General features: G+C 58.4%; 22 protein-coding genes. 18 read left to right on the top strand and 4 right to left on the bottom strand.

Features of this window, described 5'->3' with window-relative positions; genetic code table 11:
* Window position 1 precedes the first annotated feature (1 nt).
* From GTP45_RS03340 to GTP45_RS03295, 10 genes are all read left to right on the top strand, one after another.
* Entirely contained in the window at window positions 2-964 is a 963-nt protein-coding gene (locus GTP45_RS03340; protein WP_371874406.1) for a D-alanine--D-alanine ligase, read from the top strand.
* Between the two features lie 7 nt (window positions 965-971).
* Complete coding sequence (locus GTP45_RS03335) at window positions 972-1,760, top strand: cell division protein FtsQ/DivIB (RefSeq protein WP_161012442.1); 789 nt, start codon at window positions 972-974, stop codon at window positions 1,758-1,760.
* A gap of 15 nt (window positions 1,761-1,775) precedes the next feature.
* On the top strand, window positions 1,776-3,008 hold the full coding sequence (gene ftsA / locus GTP45_RS03330) for a cell division protein FtsA (RefSeq protein WP_092278992.1): 1,233 nt from the start codon (window positions 1,776-1,778) through the stop codon (window positions 3,006-3,008).
* A 112-nt stretch (window positions 3,009-3,120) separates the two neighbouring features.
* Window positions 3,121-4,347 carry a cell division protein FtsZ gene (ftsZ, locus tag GTP45_RS03325; protein ID WP_161012441.1) on the top strand — a complete coding sequence of 409 codons (1,227 nt, stop codon included), beginning with the start codon at window positions 3,121-3,123 and terminating at the stop codon, window positions 4,345-4,347.
* Between the two features lie 83 nt (window positions 4,348-4,430).
* Window positions 4,431-4,934, top strand: coding sequence for a peroxiredoxin (locus tag GTP45_RS03320; RefSeq protein WP_161012440.1), 504 nt, complete (start codon window positions 4,431-4,433; stop codon window positions 4,932-4,934).
* A gap of 41 nt (window positions 4,935-4,975) precedes the next feature.
* Complete coding sequence (locus GTP45_RS03315; RefSeq protein WP_161012439.1) at window positions 4,976-5,665, top strand: response regulator transcription factor; 690 nt, start codon at window positions 4,976-4,978, stop codon at window positions 5,663-5,665.
* Window positions 5,658-6,836, top strand: coding sequence for a sensor histidine kinase (locus tag GTP45_RS03310; protein WP_161012438.1), 1,179 nt, complete (start codon window positions 5,658-5,660; stop codon window positions 6,834-6,836). The genes GTP45_RS03315 and GTP45_RS03310 overlap by 8 nt, the downstream gene beginning before the upstream one ends.
* Before the next feature lie 55 nt (window positions 6,837-6,891).
* Complete coding sequence (locus GTP45_RS03305; protein ID WP_161012437.1) at window positions 6,892-7,749, top strand: extracellular catalytic domain type 1 short-chain-length polyhydroxyalkanoate depolymerase; 858 nt, start codon at window positions 6,892-6,894, stop codon at window positions 7,747-7,749.
* A 79-nt stretch (window positions 7,750-7,828) separates the two neighbouring features.
* On the top strand, window positions 7,829-8,215 hold the full coding sequence (locus GTP45_RS03300) for a hypothetical protein (RefSeq protein WP_161012436.1): 387 nt from the start codon (window positions 7,829-7,831) through the stop codon (window positions 8,213-8,215).
* The gene (locus tag GTP45_RS03295) at window positions 8,212-8,487 is read left to right on the top strand and encodes a type II toxin-antitoxin system RelE/ParE family toxin (RefSeq protein WP_161012435.1); all 276 of its coding nucleotides are present in this window, start codon (window positions 8,212-8,214) and stop codon (window positions 8,485-8,487) included. Before GTP45_RS03300 ends, GTP45_RS03295 begins: the two co-directional genes overlap by 4 nt.
* A 21-nt stretch (window positions 8,488-8,508) precedes the next feature.
* Here the strand turns inward: GTP45_RS03295 and GTP45_RS03290 are convergent, their stop codons facing one another.
* Window positions 8,509-9,285, bottom strand: coding sequence for a class I SAM-dependent methyltransferase (locus GTP45_RS03290; RefSeq protein WP_161012434.1), 777 nt, complete (start codon window positions 9,283-9,285; stop codon window positions 8,509-8,511).
* Window positions 9,286-9,364: 79 nt separating this feature from the next.
* On the opposite strand from GTP45_RS03290, the gene GTP45_RS03285 reads away from it, so the two are divergent.
* From GTP45_RS03285 to GTP45_RS03265, 5 genes are all read left to right on the top strand, one after another.
* On the top strand, window positions 9,365-10,138 hold the full coding sequence (locus GTP45_RS03285) for a helix-turn-helix transcriptional regulator (protein ID WP_161012433.1): 774 nt from the start codon (window positions 9,365-9,367) through the stop codon (window positions 10,136-10,138).
* A 107-nt stretch (window positions 10,139-10,245) separates the two neighbouring features.
* Window positions 10,246-10,803: a hypothetical protein gene (locus tag GTP45_RS03280; protein ID WP_161012432.1), complete on the top strand. Its 558-nt coding sequence runs from the start codon at window positions 10,246-10,248 to the stop codon at window positions 10,801-10,803.
* 66 nt (window positions 10,804-10,869) lie between these two features.
* On the top strand, window positions 10,870-11,115 hold the full coding sequence (locus tag GTP45_RS03275; protein ID WP_161012431.1) for a DUF7660 family protein: 246 nt from the start codon (window positions 10,870-10,872) through the stop codon (window positions 11,113-11,115).
* A gap of 95 nt (window positions 11,116-11,210) precedes the next feature.
* Complete coding sequence (locus GTP45_RS03270) at window positions 11,211-11,705, top strand: hypothetical protein (RefSeq protein WP_217363285.1); 495 nt, start codon at window positions 11,211-11,213, stop codon at window positions 11,703-11,705.
* 70 nt (window positions 11,706-11,775) lie between these two features.
* Complete coding sequence (locus GTP45_RS03265; protein WP_161012429.1) at window positions 11,776-12,468, top strand: hypothetical protein; 693 nt, start codon at window positions 11,776-11,778, stop codon at window positions 12,466-12,468.
* A gap of 78 nt (window positions 12,469-12,546) precedes the next feature.
* On the opposite strand, the gene GTP45_RS03260 is transcribed toward GTP45_RS03265, so the two are convergent.
* Together GTP45_RS03260 and GTP45_RS03255 are read right to left on the bottom strand one after the other, a co-directional pair.
* Entirely contained in the window at window positions 12,547-12,909 is a 363-nt protein-coding gene (locus tag GTP45_RS03260; protein WP_161012428.1) for a type II toxin-antitoxin system PemK/MazF family toxin, read from the bottom strand.
* Window positions 12,906-13,169: a hypothetical protein gene (locus tag GTP45_RS03255; protein WP_161012427.1), complete on the bottom strand. Its 264-nt coding sequence runs from the start codon at window positions 13,167-13,169 to the stop codon at window positions 12,906-12,908. Before GTP45_RS03255 ends, GTP45_RS03260 begins: the two co-directional genes overlap by 4 nt.
* Before the next feature lie 192 nt (window positions 13,170-13,361).
* Here GTP45_RS03255 and GTP45_RS03250 point away from each other — a divergent pair, with 192 nt between their 5' ends.
* Both GTP45_RS03250 and lpxC read left to right on the top strand, forming a co-directional pair.
* Window positions 13,362-14,204, top strand: a complete 843-nt coding sequence (locus GTP45_RS03250) for a DMT family transporter (protein WP_161012426.1) — start codon at window positions 13,362-13,364, stop codon at window positions 14,202-14,204.
* Between the two features lie 23 nt (window positions 14,205-14,227).
* Window positions 14,228-15,163, top strand: coding sequence for a UDP-3-O-acyl-N-acetylglucosamine deacetylase (gene lpxC / locus GTP45_RS03245; protein WP_161012425.1), 936 nt, complete (start codon window positions 14,228-14,230; stop codon window positions 15,161-15,163).
* Between the two features lie 9 nt (window positions 15,164-15,172).
* Here the strand turns inward: lpxC and GTP45_RS03240 are convergent, their stop codons facing one another.
* Window positions 15,173-15,658: a DciA family protein gene (locus tag GTP45_RS03240; RefSeq protein WP_161012424.1), complete on the bottom strand. Its 486-nt coding sequence runs from the start codon at window positions 15,656-15,658 to the stop codon at window positions 15,173-15,175.
* 178 nt (window positions 15,659-15,836) lie between these two features.
* On the opposite strand from GTP45_RS03240, the gene secA reads away from it, so the two are divergent.
* Window positions 15,837-18,620, top strand: a complete 2,784-nt coding sequence (secA, locus tag GTP45_RS03235) for a preprotein translocase subunit SecA (RefSeq protein WP_161012423.1) — start codon at window positions 15,837-15,839, stop codon at window positions 18,618-18,620.
* Window positions 18,621-18,705 lie beyond the last annotated feature (85 nt).

Genomic DNA, 18,705 nt, shown 5'->3' with positions numbered 1-18,705 from the left:
CGTGAGTACCATCGTTAATCCACAAGACGCAAAATCGTTCGGCAAGGTCGGCGTGCTGTTCGGCGGCCGTTCTGCGGAACGTGAAATATCCAATATGTCCGGCTCCGGCGTGCTGGCCGCGTTGCAAAGCAAAGGCATCGACGCTCACGCTTTCGATCCGGGCCAACGCTCGCTGGCCGAACTGGCCGCGGAAAAATTCGACCGCGTGTTCATCGCGCTGCACGGCCGTTTCGGCGAAGACGGCAGCCTGCAAGGCGCGCTGGAACTGCTGGGCATTCCATACACTGGCAGCGGCGTGACCGCCAGCTCGGTAGGCATGGACAAGATCACTACAAAGATCGTGTGGCTGCACCAAGGATTGCCGACGCCGCGCTACGCGGTGTTGAACGCGCAATCCGATCTGGCCGCAACCGCTGCTGATCTGGGCCTGCCGCTGATCGTGAAGCCGCCGCATGAAGGTTCGACCATCGGCATCACCAAGGTGACCGAGGCCGCTGAATTCCAGGCCGCGTACGACAAAGCCGCCGCGCTGGACGACTCGGTGCTGGCGGAAGAATTTGTCACCGGCCGGGAATTCACCGTCGCCATCCTGGGCAGCGGCGCACAAGCACGCGCGCTGCCTATCGTGGAGATCGTGGCGCCGGAAGGCAATTACGACTACCAGAACAAGTACTTCACCGACGACACCAAGTACTTCTGCCCAGCCGCGCTGCCGGACGCGCTGACCGCAGAGATGCAGCGCATCGCCGTGGAAGCTTACCGCGCGCTCGGTTGCGAGGGCTGGGGACGCGTTGACGTGCTGCTGCGCGAACGCGATCAAAAGCCGTTCCTGCTGGAGGTGAATACCTCGCCGGGCATGACCGGCCACTCGCTGGTGCCGATGGCGGCGCGCGCGGAAGGCATTAGCTATGAAGACCTGTGCGTGGAAATCCTGCGCAGCGCGCGTTTGAAGATGAAGGGCTGAGTGGTAGATGTGGCATGACGCGAAGGCTTTGAATGCAACCGCCAGCGGCCTGTTTGCGCTGACCGTGTTGGCATGCATAGCGTCCGGCGTGTGGTGGGTGTCGCAGCGTCCGATGTTCAACCTGCGCACGATTCGTATTGAAACGATTAGCAGTGACGAAGAACTGAAGCATGTGAATCACCTGACGCTGCGTAATAACGCGTTGGGCCGTATCAAGGGCAACTTCTTCACCACCAACCTGGACGCGGTGCGCCAGGCGTTTGAGTCGGTGCCCTGGGTACGCCGCGCAACCGTGCGGCGCGAATGGCCCGACCAGCTGATTGTGGCGCTGGAAGAGCATGAAGCGCTGGGCACGTGGGGCGAGGACGGACGGCTGTTGTCGACCAAGGGCGATGTGTTCACCGCCAACCTGGCCGAAGCGGAAGAGGATCACGCGCTGCCGGAGTTTGAAGGGCCGGAAGGCAGCGAGAAGGAAGTGTTGTCGCGTTACGGTGAGCTGCGCGCGTGGTTTGCGCCGCTCAAGCTGGTGCCGGAAACGCTGTCGCTGTCCAGCCGCTATGCGTGGACGGTGAAGCTGAATAATGGAATGAGCGTGGCGCTGGGACGGGAACAGACCAGCACCACGTTGAAGGAAAGGGTGGATCGCCTGATCGGAATTTATCCGCAACTGGTGGAGCACCTGCCGAATATTGAAACGATAGACATGCGGTACCAGAACGGCTTGGCGCTTAGTGCGAAGGGATTGAAGATTCCGGCAGAAGGCGCGAAACCAAAATCGTTAGTGAAAAAACCGTAAAGCAGGCAAAGAGAAATGACTAAAGACGCGAAAAACCTGATCGTCGGCCTCGATATCGGCACCTCCAAGGTGGTGGCCGTGGTGGCCGAAGTGATGGGCGATGGACGCCACGAAGTGATCGGCCTGGGCCAGCACGAGTCCAAGGGCCTGAAGAAGGGCGTGGTGGTCAACATCGAAGCGACCGTGGAATCGATCCAGCGCGCGCTGGAAGAAGCGGAGCTGATGGCCGACTGCAAGATCCGCAATGTCTATGCCGGCATCGCGGGCAGCCATATCCGCAGCTTCAACTCGAGCGGCATGGTGGCGATCAAAGATAAAGAAGTGACGGCGACCGACGTAGCGCGCGTCATTGAAACGGCAAAGGCGGTTAACATTCCGACCGACCAGCAGCTGCTGCATACGGTGCCGCAAGAGTTCATCGTCGACAGCCAGGAAGATGTGCGCGAGCCGATCGGCATGAGCGGCATTCGTCTGGAAGTGAAAGTACACATCGTGACCGGCGCGGTGTCTGCGGTACAGAACATCGTCAAGTGCGTGCGCCGTTGCGGCCTTGAAGTGTCTGACCTGATTTTGCAGCCGATGGCGTCCGCCGATGCGGTGCTGACCGGCGACGAAAAAGAATTGGGCGTAGTGCTGATCGATATCGGCGGCGGCACCACCGACGTGGCAGTGTTCTCCGACGGCGCAATCCGTCACACCGCTGTGATTCCGATTGCCGGCGACCAGATCACCAACGACATCGCGATGGCGCTGCGCACCCCGACCACGGAAGCGGAAGAGATCAAGATCCGCTACGGCGTGGCCAAGCAAGTGCTGGCCGATCCGGGCGAATCGCTGGAAGTGCCGGGCCTGGGCGACCGCGGCCCGCGCAATCTGTCGCGCCAGGCGCTGGCCGCCGTGATTGAGCCGCGTGTGGAAGAGCTGTTCGCGATGGTGCACCAGGTGGTGCGCGAATCGGGTTACGAAGGCGTGCTGTCGTCGGGCATCGTGCTCACCGGCGGCACCGCAATCATGCCTGGCATGGTCGAAATGGCGGAAGACATTTTCCTCAAGCCGGCGCGTTTGGGGACGCCGGATTACCGTGGCCAGCTGGCCGACGTGGTGCGCAGCCCGCGCTACGCGACCGTGCTTGGCCTGCTGTTGGAAGCGAAAAAGCAGTACCTGCGTGGCCATATCGTCACGCGGCAGGATGGATCGGTTAAGGCAGTTTGGCAGCGTATGAAGGAATGGTTCCTCGGGAATTTCTGAGGCAGTACGAAAGATCTCAATTTTTTATATTAAACCGCAGTTTTCAATCTCCAGTTCTCCTACAATTATGAGGACTGGCGCTTGAAAACCGCATTCTGATAGGGAGTACATCATGGAGTTCGATATGGTCGATAACGCAGCTTTGGGTACCGTCATCAAGGTCGTTGGCGTCGGCGGTGCGGGTGGCAATGCGGTGCAGCACATGATCAACAAAGGCATGTCCGGCGTGGAGTTCATCGCCGCGAACACCGACGCGCAAGCGCTGTCGACTTCCAAGGCCGATAACATCATCCAGATCGGCGACACCGGTTTGGGCGCAGGGATGAAGCCTGACGTCGGCCGCAAGCTGGCGGAAGATTCGCGCCAGCGCATCGAAGACTCGCTGCGCGGCGCGCACATGGTCTTCATCGCTGCCGGCATGGGCGGCGGCACCGGCACCGGCGCCGCACCGATCGTCGCGGAAGTAGCGAAGTCGCTGGGCGCGCTGACCGTGGCCGTGGTTTCGAAGCCGTTCTCGCACGAAGGCCAGAAGTGCATGGACATCGCCGACGAAGGTCTGGAACAGCTGTCGGCCAACGTCGACTCGCTGATCGTGATCCTGAACGAAAAGCTGGAAGAGATCTACGAAGACGAATCGCTGATCGAATGGCTGCAACACGCTGACGATGTGCTGAACAACGCCGTTGCCGGTATCGCCGAGATCATCAACGTGCCAGGCCACATCAACGTCGACTTCAACGACGTCAAGACCATCATGGGCGAGCAAGGCAAAGCCATGATGGGCACCGCTACCGCTTCCGGCGTGGATCGCGCACGCATTGCTGCTGAACAAGCCGTGGCTTCGCCGCTGCTGGACGGTGTCGACCTGTCGGGCGCCCGCGGCGTGCTGGTGAACGTCACCGCATCGCGCGGCCTGAAAGGTAAAGAGATCAAGGAAGTCATGGCCGCTGTGCGCGCGTTCGCCGCACCAGATGCGTCGATCGCGCAAGGTATTGCGTACGACGACGACATGGGCGACAACATCCGCGTGACCGTGGTGGCTACCGGCCTGGGTAAAGCCAAGAAGCATGTGCAACTGGTTCCGCAGCAAATGCTGCGCACCGGCACCCACAACAGCCCGATGATGCCATCGGCTGCGATGGGTGGTGCGGCTGCTGCGCAAGGCATGTCGATGGGCGCAACCGGCGGCATGGGTGGCGGTGCATCGCCAGCCTTCGACGGCATGAAAGCGCCGGCAGTATGGCGCCGTGAATCGGCATCCGAGCAAGTGCGCGCGATGGAGAAAAACGGCATGGAAACCTACGACATTCCAGCTTTCCTGCGCAAGCAAGCCGATTAAGGCATACTTCGGGTTCTATCCGAGGGAAGAGCCGCACCTTGGTGCGGCTTTTTTACATTCCATTTATAAATAAGGAGTCATCCATGACCATCAAGATCGGCGACAAACTGCCAGAAGGCACTCTGTCCGAATTCATCGAAACCGAAACCGAAGGCTGCTCGCTCGGCCCTAACACCTTCAACGTGCAAGACCTGGTCAAGGGCAAGAAGATCGCCATCTTCGGTCTGCCGGGCGCTTACACCCCAACCTGCTCGGCACAGCACGTGCCAGGCTACGTCAAGCTGGCAGCTGAGCTGAAAGCCAAGGGCGTGGATGAAATCTGGTGCATCTCGGTCAACGACGCCTTCGTGATGGGCGCATGGGGCCGCGACCAGAAAGCTACCGGCGTCGTGCGCATGATGGCCGACGGTAACGCCGCTTACTCGAAAGCACTGGGTCTGGATGCAGACTTCAGCAAATTCGGTATGGGCACCCGCTCGCAGCGCTACTCGCTGCTGGCTGTGGACGGCGTGGTCACCCAGCTGAACATCGAACAAGGCGGCAAGTTCGAAGTCTCCAACGCTGAAACCCTGCTGGGCCAGCTGTAATACATCAAACGGCGCTGCGGCGCCGTTTTTCTTTAGGCGCCATGAATCGTAGCCCGCTCAGCATATTGGTGGTGGAAGACCATCCGACCATCGCACGCCAAGTCGTGGAATTCCTGGATGGCTTGAAGTGGCAGACCGACCATGCTGCCAATGGTGCGCTGGCCATCGAGCTGGCGATGCGCGAGGCTTACGATGTAGTGCTGCTCGATCTGAATCTGCCTGATATCGATGGCCTGGAAGTGTGCCGCGCAATCAAAGCGCGCGCGCCGCGCAATGTGCCGGTGCTGATGCTGACGGCGCGCGATGCGTTTGAAGATAAAGCGCGCGGCTTCAGTGAAGGCGCGGATGACTATCTCACCAAACCGTTCGATCTGCGCGAGCTGGCCTTGCGCTGCGAGGCGCTGGCGCGGCGCGGGCAACCGCATCTCGATCAGGAGATGCGTGTCGGTCCCTTGACACTGTTGCTGCGCGAGAAGCGCGCGCTGCTTGACGGCGCGCCGCTGGCTGTGACGCAGGCTGGTTTTAAAATTTTGCTGGCGATGTGTAGTGCGTACCCGCATGCCGTGTCGCGTTCTTCTTTGATGCATGCGCTGTGGGGTGCCGAGCCGCCGGATAGCGATGCGCTCAAGTCGCACATCTACGCCTTGCGCAAGCAGTTGGAGTTGCTTGGCGCGGCGAAGATGATCGTCACGATTCCTCAGTTGGGCTATCGCCTGGTGCTCGATGTTTAGCTCGATCCGGCATGGCCTGTTTGTTGCACTGGCCGGATTCACGGTGCTGATTTGTCTCGTCTATACCGGACTGGCGCTGGTTATTTCATACGTGACGGAAGATATGCTGGTAGACCGCTTGCTGGAGCGGGAGGCGCAGTACTTCAGCCAACACGGCACACTACTTTCACCTAATGATGATCTGATCCGCATCTACCGTAGCGCCGATGCGTTGCCTGCGGAGGTGCGCGAGCAAGTGGGTGGGGGCCGCGTGCGTGCCGAGATTTCAACCAACAGCGGGCCACATTACCATCTGCGCACGCTCGATTTGCCGGATGCGCAGCGCCTCTACCTGCTGGCCGATGTGCGGCCGTTGCTGGTGGTGTCGAAGCTGTTTCAGGAGGTTGGCGGTTTGCTGACAGCGATTGCGCTTGGCTTGATCGCGTTGGCGCTGTTGCTGGCGTACTTGCTGTCGCGGCGCTTGGTTGCGCCGTTGCAGGTGCTGGCCCGCGAGGTGCGGAGCTTCGCGCCGCAAGGCGCAGCCGCGTTCAGCGCTGCGGGACGGCGTGATGAAATCGGCTACCTCGCGCAAAAGCTCAGCGCCACGCTGGCCGAGCTGCACGCAGCGCTGGAGCGCGAGCATGCCTTCACGCGCGACATCAGCCACGAGCTGCGCACGCCGCTGACGGTCATGCACAACACCTTATCGCGCCCGCTGGCCGAGCCGGGAGTCGCACAGCTGCAGGCCAGTCTTGTTGAAATGGGCAACACCATCAACGTTCTATTCGCATTGGCGCGTGCTGAGCACATCGCCAGCGAGACTTTCGACCTGCGCGGCTGTATCGAGGATAGTTTGCTGAGCCTACTGCACGAGGATGCCCCGTTGGTGATGGACTTGCCCGACCGGTTGGCGGTGGTGGGCAACCGCCACTTGTCCACGCTGCTGATCAATAACTGCGTGAGCAATGCACTGTTCCATGGTGGGCCGGGATCGCAGTTATCGCTATCGTTTGCTGGTGGCGTTCTAGTGGTGGAGAACACCGTCGACGCGGCGCATCCAGCGGCTATGCAGGGCTTTCAACACGGCCAGAACCTGCTGCTGCGTATCGCTGACGCGATACATTGGCAAATCCGCTTCCACGCCGGTACGGCCGCGTATCGCGTCGAAATTACCCCGCAGATTTCACCTTGATTTCACCTGCGGTTTTTTATGCTGTGTATTCCTCAATCATCAACGAGTACACATCATGAAATTCCTGATTGCCTTGATCCTTGGATGTGCAGTGCTGCCTGCGTTCGCGCAGGTGAAATCGCTGGTTCACAAAGAAGAGAAGCGGCGCTACATCGTCTACACGCCGGCATCCTACGACAGCCAGCCGCAGAAAGCCTTCCCGGTCGTCTTCAGTTTTCACGGCAGCGGCATGACCATGGCCGAGCAAATGCTGTACACCCAGATGAACCGCGCGGCGGATCGCCACCAGTTCATCGTGGTCTACCCATCGGGAATCAAGCAGGATTGGAATGTCGGTTTCGGTACATCCTACCTTGAAGGCAGCGACGATATCGGCTTTGCCGAAGCGCTGCTGACCAAGCTCCAGCAGGACTACCGCATCGACAAGCAGCGCGTGTACGCAACCGGGCTATCGCGCGGCGGCTTCTTCGCGCTGCGCATTGCCGCAGAATTGCCGCAGTTGTTTGCTGCCGTCGCCTCAATCGGTGCGCCGATGCCGGAGCCGGTGATACAGCATCACACCAAGTCCGGCAAAGTTGGCGTACTCCTGATCCACGGCACCGCAGACCAGGTAGTCGCATATGGCGGCAAGCCAAGCGGCTACTTATCGGCCGAAGACAGCTACCGCTACTGGCTGAAACGAAACGGCATCAACGCCGCCGAAGCGAATCCCCGCACCATCGGCGGCGCGGACGTCGCTCTGCGCGAACAAAGCAACGGCAGCCAAAGCGTCGCACTGGCGACCATCCAGGACGGCGGCCACACATGGCCCGGCGCCGATCCCTTCAACATCGGCCTCCCCATCGGCAAAACCACCACCAGCATCGACGCCAATGAAATCATCTGGCAATTCTTCGCTAAGCAAACCCGTTAGCCTAATTTTGATCCGCGGCAATAGTTTGTTTCAGTAGCGGCTTTACCATGGTCTTAGTACACTGTGATTAGGAGGCGTGATGAAACTGTTGAATATGACCGAGCTGCAGCGCGTTTATGCCTCGGGAGATATATCCTCTGTAACGCTGTTTGCCGATGGGGATGTGTTTGAGGTGCGGATCATCACCGCTGATGGTGTGACTCAACTTGCACAAGACGATGGCGTTGCGATATGGCGTGATCCAGGTGAAGTCCTGCTTTTGCTGAAGCAGATGGGGATCGCCAACGTCAATGTCGATACTGCGGCGTGGCGTCCCAACCTGCGCTTGCCTACGCACGATGAATGGGTAACACGCAAAGTCGAAGCTTCATTGACCGGATTGAAAGATGGCTCCAACCGCGTATTCTCAGCGGAGGAGTGGGCTGCGATCCGAGCCGCTAAGAAGGTAAGCCGCGGTGCGTCATGAAGCAGGTGGCCCGGAGTGCGGGCTACCTTGCGGATCTGGATGCCATAGAGCGCTTCATCGCACGCAGCAACCCCGTCGCCGCGAGCCAACTATTTGATCGCATCGATGATCAAGTAGAGCAGCTTGCCGATTCCAATTTTCCTCGTAGGCGAGGCCGCGTTCCCGGAACGTTTGAGCTAGTCGTTCATAAACACTACGTTGTTGTATTCATTGAAACACCAACGGTCGTGACTGCGCTAAACGTCATCCATACCAGCCGCAACTATCCTTAATAGTGCGGTCAGTGCTTTGTGTTAGTAGATATTGCCGAATTCGTGCTGAGCGCGGAACAAGGTTGAGTCAATGGTGAAGGAGTCGTCGGCTTGCACGGCGAAGTAGTGGCGGGTTTCTTCGGGGGCGGTGCGGAGCAGGCTGCGGATGGCGGTTACTCGTTCGGCGGGTGTGCGCATGCGGGCTGTCCAGTCGTCGAATTGCATTTGCAGTTTCCAGTCGCTCACACGCTCGCTTTGGAAGCCGGCATTGCTCAGCATTTGCTGCCACTCGGACGGACGATAGTCGCGCACGTGCGAGCCGTCGCGCAGCAGTTCGACTGCTTGCAGGGTGGTGTCGTGCAAGGGCGCTTCGGGGGCGGTGATGTCGATGATGGCCAGCACGCCTTTCGGCTTCAGCACGCGCTTCACTTCGCGCAATGCGGCCGGCACGTCGAGCCAATGATGCGCCGAGAAGCGAGTCACTACCATGCAGAAGGAGGCGTCGGCAAACGGCAGGCTGGCGACGTTGCCTTGCTGGGTGCTGATGTTTTCCAGTCCACGTTCGCGCGCCGCGCCGGCCACCACCGCCAGCATCTCGGGCGACAAATCAAACGCCGTTACCGATTCCGCCACCGGCGCCACCGCAAAGCTGGCGTGGCCCGCCCCGCAGCCGAGGTCCAGCACTACCGGCCACTTGGGCAGCACGGCCGCCATCTCGCGCAGCATGCCCAGATCCGCGCCTTGTGCATGTACGCTGCTGGTGAGGTAAGCGCTGGCGGTATTGCCGAACTGCTGGGCGACGACGGCTTGCTGCTGCATGATGTTCTCCTCAAGATGGGTAAGTCAGTGCAGAATAGAGGGATCGCTATCCTGTAACAAGACAAGGACTTATCCCAGTATGACGACTACCACGCTAGGCGAGTTTATCCGCGCTCATCGCGAACGCACCACGCCGCAGAGTGTCGGCCTGCCATCCATCGGCCGCCGCCGCACGCCAGGTCTGCGGCGTGAAGAACTGGCGCAGCTGTGCGAAGTCAGCCCGACCTGGCTGACGTGGCTGGAGCAGGGCAGGGGCGTATCGGCTTCCGGCAAGCTGCTGGCGCGCATCGCTGAAGTGCTGCATCTCACCGCCGCCGAGCGCACTTACCTGTTTAGCTTGGCCGAGCGCCTCGATCCACAGCATGACGAGGACGAGGCCGGCGCGGACCAATCGCTGCAAGCCATTGTCGACGCCATCGACGGCCCGGCCTACATGCTGAACCGGCAGTGGGACGCAGTGGCATGGAACGAGCACGCACTAGCCCTGTTCGGCGGCTGGCTCGACGTGGAAGAAAGCGCACCCGCCAAGCCCAACCTGTTGCGCTTCATGTTCCGCAGCCCCGCCGCGCGCGGCCTAATCGTCGATTGGGAGGAACGTGCGCGCCGCCTGGTCGCAGAGTTCCGCGCCGACACCGGCAAGCACGCCGCCCAGCAACCGCTGGCCGCGCTGATCGCTGAACTGAGCAAAGACAGCGCTGAATTCCGCGCACTGTGGCAATCACAGGACGTTGTCAGCCGCGAAGGCGGCCAGCGCCGCTTCCACCATCCACGCGCCGGTGAGCTGATCTTCAACCAAATCACCTTTCACCTCGCCCAGCGCCATGATCTCAAACTGGTAATCCTGCTGCCGTGATTGATGATTAATCTGACACAAACGACTAGATGAGTTAGAGTTTTAAACGACTGTTCTCGGCCAACAGCAGACCTTTAATTATAAAAAAATATTTGGAATTTTAATAAATGAACGTTCCTCGAATTTCGCCGGATCAGCTTCAGAAGGCATGGCGATGTGCAGCTGAATGCGACTCCTCGATAACCTCTAAAGATTGGCTAAGGGCATTCTGGTATGAGCCGAACTGGGCAGACGGGATTGTGATGGCTAAATACGATAACGGTGCTGGAGACAACGTTGTAGCGTTCTTCAGGGGGGATGGGAGAACAGTAATCAAAGGGTTCGATCACGAATCCGAGGTTAGCCCTCACGCACGTGAAGAATACGGAATTTGGCCAGGAATCTACGATGGTATGCCTTCAAATCTTCTAACCTTGTTAAGTGACGAAGCCGCTGAATACGAAGATGTTACTTTCTGCTGCTGGAGCGAAGATGGTAAATCATGGAAGACCGGGGAGGCAGTAATTCATGAAGACATTGATGACGGTTCGGCACGGCTGCTTGACATGATTCAGATGAACGCCGAACAGTTTATAGAATGGGCAAGATCTTATTATGAGAAAGATTTCGAGCGAATTGGAGAACATGGCATTCTCACAGTGTTCAAAAATGAGGCGTCTTTCTGACGAAGTGAACATTAAAGGCTGACATCGGCCAAAAGCGGACGGCCTCAAATTATCTTGGAAACAGATATGCAGTTGCACGAAAAACTTGAAGTGGTAACTGATGAGGCCACATTCTTGGCGTTTGTCCAAGCCCTCGCACACGACCGGCGCGCTGATGGCAAGACTTGGGAAAATGATTCAATTGAAGACTTTTTAGAAGCTGCTGGCAGCTGGGCTGATGATTCTGGATTCGGAGCTAGCCAGGGGCTCTCAGCAGCATCACCATGGAAGAAGTTCGCTGTGTTCCTTTACTGCGGCAAGATATATGAGTAAGCGTGCAGCTTTGACGCCGGCATACGGCCAGTAGCTGCCCTTTCGAAAGCCCTAGGTTAAATTGGAAAAGCATGTCGTTAAGTGAGAAGAATTCATTGCCAGAACTGCTGAGCCAGGTTAATCAGCTGCCATATGACTACGCCGACGGTGATGGCATCGACTTTGAACCGTATGATGTATTTCTCTCAGTCGATGAGACGTCACACTGGTTTAGGGCTTGGACTGGCAATTCTGATGCTGATGCATCCAAATTCCGAGTCTTTGGACAAGACGGCACCGGTGGTTATGTCGCGTTTTGGACCGTGCGGAACACGTCAGATTTGTTAGCACAGCCGATAGTGTTCATGGGCTCCGAAGGTGAAACCGCAGTCCTGGCTCGCAATTTCTACGATTACCTTTGGCTTCTTGCTGATGGAATGGGGCCTTGCGAAGCGACGTCATTTCCCGAATCTGCGCGCGTGCCACAGCCCGAATTAGAAAGGTTTGCGCTGAAGAATTCGGTGCCCGCCCGCAAAGCCGCAGAGGTGTTACGCGACGCAAGGACAGAATTTCCTAGCTTCGTCCAAGATGTAGAAGCTAAGTGCCGATAACGGCCAAAAGCAGGCAATCAACCGATTCAACATCAATGAGCCCAAAGGCGGACACTACGATACTCTAGCTATGAGAAATGAAAAAGTCCCACGTGAATGGCTTAAGCTCACTTACTACCGGCCCAGACTTATCCTGGATGGACTCAGACGAATTGAGAGAAGCGGGCTACTAGACAACCTGCCGTATAAGACTGCGGCACTGCGTACTCACAAATTGAAGCCTTATTTAGAGGGGCGTCAAGCTGCTCTTTTTTGTCATGGTATGAGTACACGAATCGGCCAAGATGTGTCCTTCGCACTTTTCGAGTCTTCAGACTATGACATTGTCGCCAAATTCGAATCCGGCGATGTCACCAGAATGGTGCCAGTTCAGTTAAAAGAATTTCCTCCGTCAAAGGTCAATCCAAATATTCAACTCCAAGATATATTAGATAAGCTCGGGGAGAGGCTTAAAGATTCGAAGGATCTAGTGGTTGCCATTCACATCAATCGAGATGTAAAAGAACTTCGTCCAGCGGAGCTTAGATTGCCGACTGCACTTGGCGAGATCTGGCTGTACGGTGCAAAAGACCATACACAGCAAGCTTGGTATTTGATCGGAGACTTACTGAAGGATCCTAATCTTGTAAGCAATTTTGGCTATCCTTCGAGCCGGATCTATTCGGCTAATTGGCAACAGAATATATTTGGTCGTCGCTTAGGGGATATAACTTTATCTTTCGGACCATTATCCATGTATCGGCAAGAAAAAAAGATAAGCTGATTTCGAAGGTCCGATTTCTGGCGGTAGCGGTCTGTCAGCTCTGCTGAAGCGTGCTAGATCAGTTTGATCGCCCAGTCGTTAGCAGACAGCGATGATGTAGTTGAGGTTTGCACATGCCATTGCAAAGGCATCGGCGGGTACTTTCTTCAATTGATGTGGATGGGCACGGCGGTTTCGCCAGTCCAGTGATTTCGGCTGCGATGCCAGTATGTAGCGAACTGTGCCATTAGCCCATACGGTCTTGACGGCGAATTGATTGGACTCATTGAAGGTGGCGGTAGTCATGGGCAGTCCGATGACCAGGCCGGTCTGCTCATTAAAGGCATTGTTCGAAAGTACGACCATTGGATGAATGTCCTTCATCTCGGTGCCGACATGCGGGTTGAAATCGATCCAGATTATGTCGCGCCGGTCCGGCTTCCAGATTTGCTGGCGTTTCATTTAATGATCTCCCGCCCTTCCAAGGGATAGGCCATCACTTCGCCGCCGAATTTGTCGGGGTCATAATCGGCCAGCATTTGCTCCAGTGTTGGGGCGTTTGCGGCGGCCTCTGCAAGGGCTATCTCTTCCGCCGTTCTGAGGATTTTTAGTTTGATGAGCTGGCCCGCGGCGAGCTTTTTCTGTGCTGCGATATCTTCTGGAATGCAAACCACGAATTGCCCGTTTAGCTGCTGAACTTTTAGAGTAATGGTTTTGCCCATGATCGTCTCCTGCGAGGACACCCATGGTACGCCGCTTTTGGGCAGCGCAGTTTGATGTAAGCCAGCCGGGCTATAATGATGACTATGGTGACCAGCGCGCCATGCTGGCTCCCAACGTCGCCATGATGACGTTTTTTCGTCAAGGAGCTTCCCCTGTCCAGCCGTAACGAAAATCTGCACAGCATTTACGCGATGCTGATTGCCGTCGCCATGTTCTCCTTCATGGATACCACCATGAAGCTGCTATCCGCTCACTATCCCGCCACGCAGGTAACCGCTATGCGCGCGCTGAGTTCGCTGCCACTGCTGTGCGCTTACATGTTGTATCGCGGCGCGTTCAAGGGCATCTTTAACGTGCGCTGGCCGATGCATTTGTTCCGCAGCGCGCTGGGCGTCGGCATGCTGACCATGTTCGCGTTTGGCCTTAGCATGCTGTCGCTGGCCGAGGCGTATTCGATCTTCTTTATCGCGCCGGCGCTGATTACGGCGCTGTCGGTGTTTGTCCTGAAAGAGAAGGTCGGCAAGGGCCAGTGGGTCGCCATCGCGGTAGGCCTGATCGGCGTGATTGTGGTGCTGCGTCCTGAAGGTACGGGCTTTCTGTCGATCGGCGGCTTGGCGATTCTGGCGTCGGCTGCGTGTTACGCCACCACTGCCATCGTCAGCCGCGTGTTGGCGCGTACCGATAGCAATGAATCGATGATGTTCTGGTATTTGATTCTGATGTCGGCAGGCGGCTTGACGATGTCGGTTCAGCACTGGGTGCCGGTGCGCGCCGAAGATGGCTGGGTGCTGCTGGCCTTGGCGCTGAGCGGCTTCTTCGGCCAGTTGGCCATCACCCGCGCTTTCAGTTCGGGAAAGGCCTCGGTGGTGGCACCGTTCGAGTACACGGCGCTGGCGTGGGGCGTGGCCATTGACTGGCTGTTATGGCAAGTGCTGCCGGACGGTTACACCCTGCTCGGCGCCGGCATCATCATCGGCAGCGGCATCTATCTGGTACGGCGCGAGGCCGTGCATGTTGAAGCCGAGCACCCTTAACCACAGTTCGTTATAATCGTCAGATGTTAAAACAACGCACTATCAAAGAACTGGTCCGCACCACGGGTGTCGGATTGCACTCCGGCACCAAGGTCGAGCTGACCTTGCGCCCGGCCGCGCCGGATACCGGCATCGTGTTCCGCCGCGTCGATCTCGATCCCATGGTGGAGTTCCCCTCCAGCGCCATGGCAGTGGGCGATACCCGCATGGCTTCGGTACTGGTCAAGGAAGGCGCGCGCGTGTCGACCGTCGAGCACCTGATGTCGGCCTGCGCCGGCCTTGGCATTGACAATCTGTACATTGAAGTCAGCGCCGAAGAAATCCCGATCATGGATGGTTCGGCCTCGTCCTTCGTATTCTTGTTGCAACAAGCGGGCGTGCTGGAACAGCCGGCCGCCAAGAAATTCATCCGCGTGCTAAAGCCGGTCGAAATCCGCGAAGGCACGGGCGAGAAGGAAAAATGGGCGCGCCTGCTGCCGCACGACGGCTTCAAGCTCGACTTCTTCATCGAATTCAACCACCCGGCGGTGGACGGCACGCAGCAGCGCGCCCACGTCGATTTTGGCGATGTCTCCTACGTGCACGACGTGGCCCGCGCCCGCACCTTCGGCTTCATGCAGGACGTGGAAATGCTGCGTGGTATCGGCCTGGCCCGTGGCGGCTCGCTGGAAAACGCGATTGTGATGGACGAGTACCGCATCCTGAATTCGGACGGCCTGCGCTACGAAGACGAGTTCGTGCGCCACAAGATTCTCGACGCGATCGGCGACCTGTACCTGGTCGGCCACCCGCTGCTGGCCAGCTACGAAGCGCACAAGTCCGGCCACGCGCTGAACAACCAGCTGCTGCTGGAACTGCTCAAGCACCCGGATGCCTATGAAATCGTGACGTTTGACAGCAATGACGCCGCGCCGCAATCGTATGTGCGCCAGATGGCGCGCGAGTGGGCGCTAACTTAACGGCTAGCCTTAGCCGCCACCGGCGCGGCGGCGGGCCACCATGGCCTTCACCGCGTCGATCAGCGCGCTGTTCTGCGGCGTTGCCTCCAGCGCGGCGCTGAGCTGGTCAAAGGCCTCCACTGCCGCGCCGGGCAACTCCAGCGCCCGCATCTTTTCCTTGATCTCGGCCGGCTTGGCCATTTGCACCTTCAATTTCACGCTGTGCACCTGCCAGCCGCGCTGGGCCAGCGTATCTTGTAATTTCGGCAACTGTTGCTTGAGCTTGGCCGCCAGCGCCGTGGTCGGCAGCGACAGCAGCAGCTGGCCGTCCTCAAACGCCAGGATTTCGCAGTGCTTGAACATGGTGGGCAGGCACTGGGCGCAGTCTTTTTGCAGGCGCGCCATGCGCTCGACGGCCGGCAGCAGGGCGGCCATGCGGTCGTGGCGGCGCAGGAAGTCGGTGGCGCCTACCGCCGTTGGCCGCTTGAGGGAAATGTTGGAAGAGTTGAAGCGCATGCGGCGAACCTTATCACAGCACCCCAAAATCGTCACCACCGGTTAAAATCGATTGATTTTGTGACATTGTGTACGGTTGGGCTATTGTTATATCGGCCAATAACCCAATGTAGCTCCGAGCGCGTGATAAAATCACCGTCTTTTGTCGTAGTCGAACCTTTAACCGGCCTTATTAAGCATGTCCTTTCTGACCAAGATTTTCGGCAGCCGCAACCAGCGCCTGCTCAAGCAATACCAAAAAACGGTACGCGAGATCAATGCGCTCGAACCGGCCATGGAAGCACTGTCGGACGCCGAGCTGCAAGCCAAGACGCCGGCCTTTAAAGAACGCATCGCCAATGGCGAGACGCTGGATCAGATCCTGCCGGAAGCGTTTGCGGTCTGCCGCGAAGCGTCCAAGCGCGTGATGAAGATGCGCCACTTCGACGTGCAGATGATCGGCGGCATGGTTCTGCACTACGGCAAAATCGCTGAAATGGGCACCGGCGAGGGCAAAACCCTGACCGCAACCCTGCCGGCCTACCTGAATGCGCTGTCCGGCAAGGGCGTGCACATCGTGACCGTCAATGATTACCTGGCCCAGCGCGACGCCGACACCATGGCCAAGCTGTACAGCTGGCTGGGTCTGACCACCGGTGTCAACCTGTCGCAAATGCCGCACGCCGACAAGCAAACCGCCTACGCCTCGGACATCACTTACGGCACCAACAACGAATTCGGCTTCGACTACCTGCGCGACAACATGGTGTTCGACGCCAAGGATCGCGTGCAGCGCGTGCTGAACTTCGGCATCGTCGATGAAGTTGACTCGATCCTGATCGACGAAGCCCGTACCCCGCTGATCATCTCCGGCCAGGCCGAGAATCACACCGACCTGTACTACAAGATCAATGAAGTGCCGCGCCTGCTGACCCTGCAGATCGGCGAAGAAACCGCCGACGGCAAGGGCAAGATTGAAGTGCCGGGCGACTACACCAAGGATGAAAAATCCCACCAGGTGCTGCTGACCGAAGCCGGCCATGAAAAAGCCGAAGGCATCCTGACCCAGATGGGCCTGCTGCCGGAAGGCGCGTCCCTGTACGACTCGGCCAACATCACCCTGGTGCACCACCTGTACGCGGCGCTGCGCGCGCACGCGCTGTACTTCAAGGATCAGCACTACGTGGTGCAGAACAATGAAGTGGTGATCGTCGACGAATTCACCGGCCGCCTGATGACCGGCCGCCGCTGGTCGGACGGCCTGCACCAGGCGGTGGAAGCGAAAGAGGGCGTGAAGATCCAGAACGAGAACCAGACGCTGGCCTCGATCACCTTCCAGAACTACTTCCGCATGTATGCCAAGCTGTCCGGCATGACCGGTACCGCCGATACCGAAGCGTACGAGTTCCAGGAAATCTACGGCCTCGAGACCGTGGTGATCCCGCCGAACCGTCCTTCGCAGCGTAAAGACCGCCAAGACCAGGTCTACAAATCGGCGCAGGAAAAGTACAACGCCATGATGCTGGAAATCCGCGAGTGCTACGACCGCGGCCAGCCAGTGCTGGTGGGCACCACCTCGATTGAAAACTCGGAACTGCTGTCGGGCATCCTGACCAAGGCCGGCCTGCCGCACAACGTGCTGAACGCGAAGCAGCACGCCCGCGAAGCAGAGATCATCGCCCAGGCAGGTTCGCCGAAAGCCATCACCATCGCCACCAACATGGCCGGTCGCGGTACCGACATCGTGTTGGGCGGTAACGTTGAGAAACAAATCCAGTTCATCGAAGCCAATCCTGACCTGAGCGACGAAGAAAAAGCCAAGCAAGCCAAGGCGCTGCGCGACGGCTGGCAAGCGCTGCACGAGCAAGTGGTGGCTGCGGGCGGCCTGCACATCGTCGGCACCGAGCGTCACGAATCGCGCCGCGTGGACAACCAGCTGCGTGGCCGTGCCGCGCGCCAGGGTGACCCGGGCATGTCGCGCTTCTTCCTGTCGCTGGACGACCCGTTGCTGCGCATCTTCGCCGGCGACCGCGTGCGCGCCGTGATGGATCGTTTGAAAATGCCGGAAGGCGAGCCGATTGAAGCGGGCATCGTGTCGCGCTCGATCGAGTCCGCACAGCGCAAGGTGGAAGCGCGCAACTTCGATATCCGTAAGCAGTTGCTGGAATATGACGACGTCTCCAACGACCAGCGTAAAGTCATCTACCAGCAGCGTAACGAACTGCTGGAAGCGACCGATATTTCGGAACTGATCCAGTCGCTGCGCCACGGCGCCTTCACCGACCTGGTACGCGAATACGTGCCGGAAGAATCGGTGGAAGAGCAGTGGAACATCAAGGGTCTGGAAGCCGCACTGGCAGCCGAGTGGCAAATCGACGTGCCGTTGCGCGCCATGCTGGAAAAAGACGCCAACCTGAACGACGAAGAAATCCTGGAAGCTGTATTGGCCGCAGCCGATGCGCTGTACCAGTCGAAAGTGGACATCGTCGGCAAGGAATCGTTCGGCGGTTTCGAGCGCAACGTCATGCTGCAATCGGTGGACTCGCACTGGCGCGAACACCTGGCGGCACTCGATCACCTGCGCCAGGGTATCCACCTGCGCGGCTACGCTCAGAAGAATCCGAAGCAAGAGTACAAGCGCGAAGCGTTTGAACTGTTCGGTCAGATGCTGGACATGATCAAAAACGAAGTCGTTAAACTGATCATGACCGTACGTATCCAGTCGCGTGAAGAGATCGATGCAGCGGAAGCCGCGATGCAGCAGTCGCACGTGGACAATGTCAGCTACCAGCACGCCGACTTCAACCCGAACGCCGCGCCGGAAGACCTGCTGGCGCCGCCGCAATTCACCGGCCTGCCGCCGGAACTGCAAGGCCTGAGCGGCGAGCAGCTGATGGAACTGGGCCTGAAAGTCGGCCGCAACGATCCATGCCCATGCGGCAGCGGCAAGAAATACAAAGCCTGCCACGGCAAGCTGGCGTAATCGCCAGGGCTGCAAAGATGAACCCGTAAAGTTGTGAAGCTTTACGGGTTTTTTTTATTCGGTTCGAGCATTAGCAGGAGACGAG

This window comes from Duganella rivi, from assembly GCF_009857435.1.
Lineage (GTDB): Bacteria > Pseudomonadota > Gammaproteobacteria > Burkholderiales > Burkholderiaceae_D > Rugamonas > Rugamonas rivi.
This window is presented reverse-complemented; position numbering and strand designations above follow the sequence as displayed.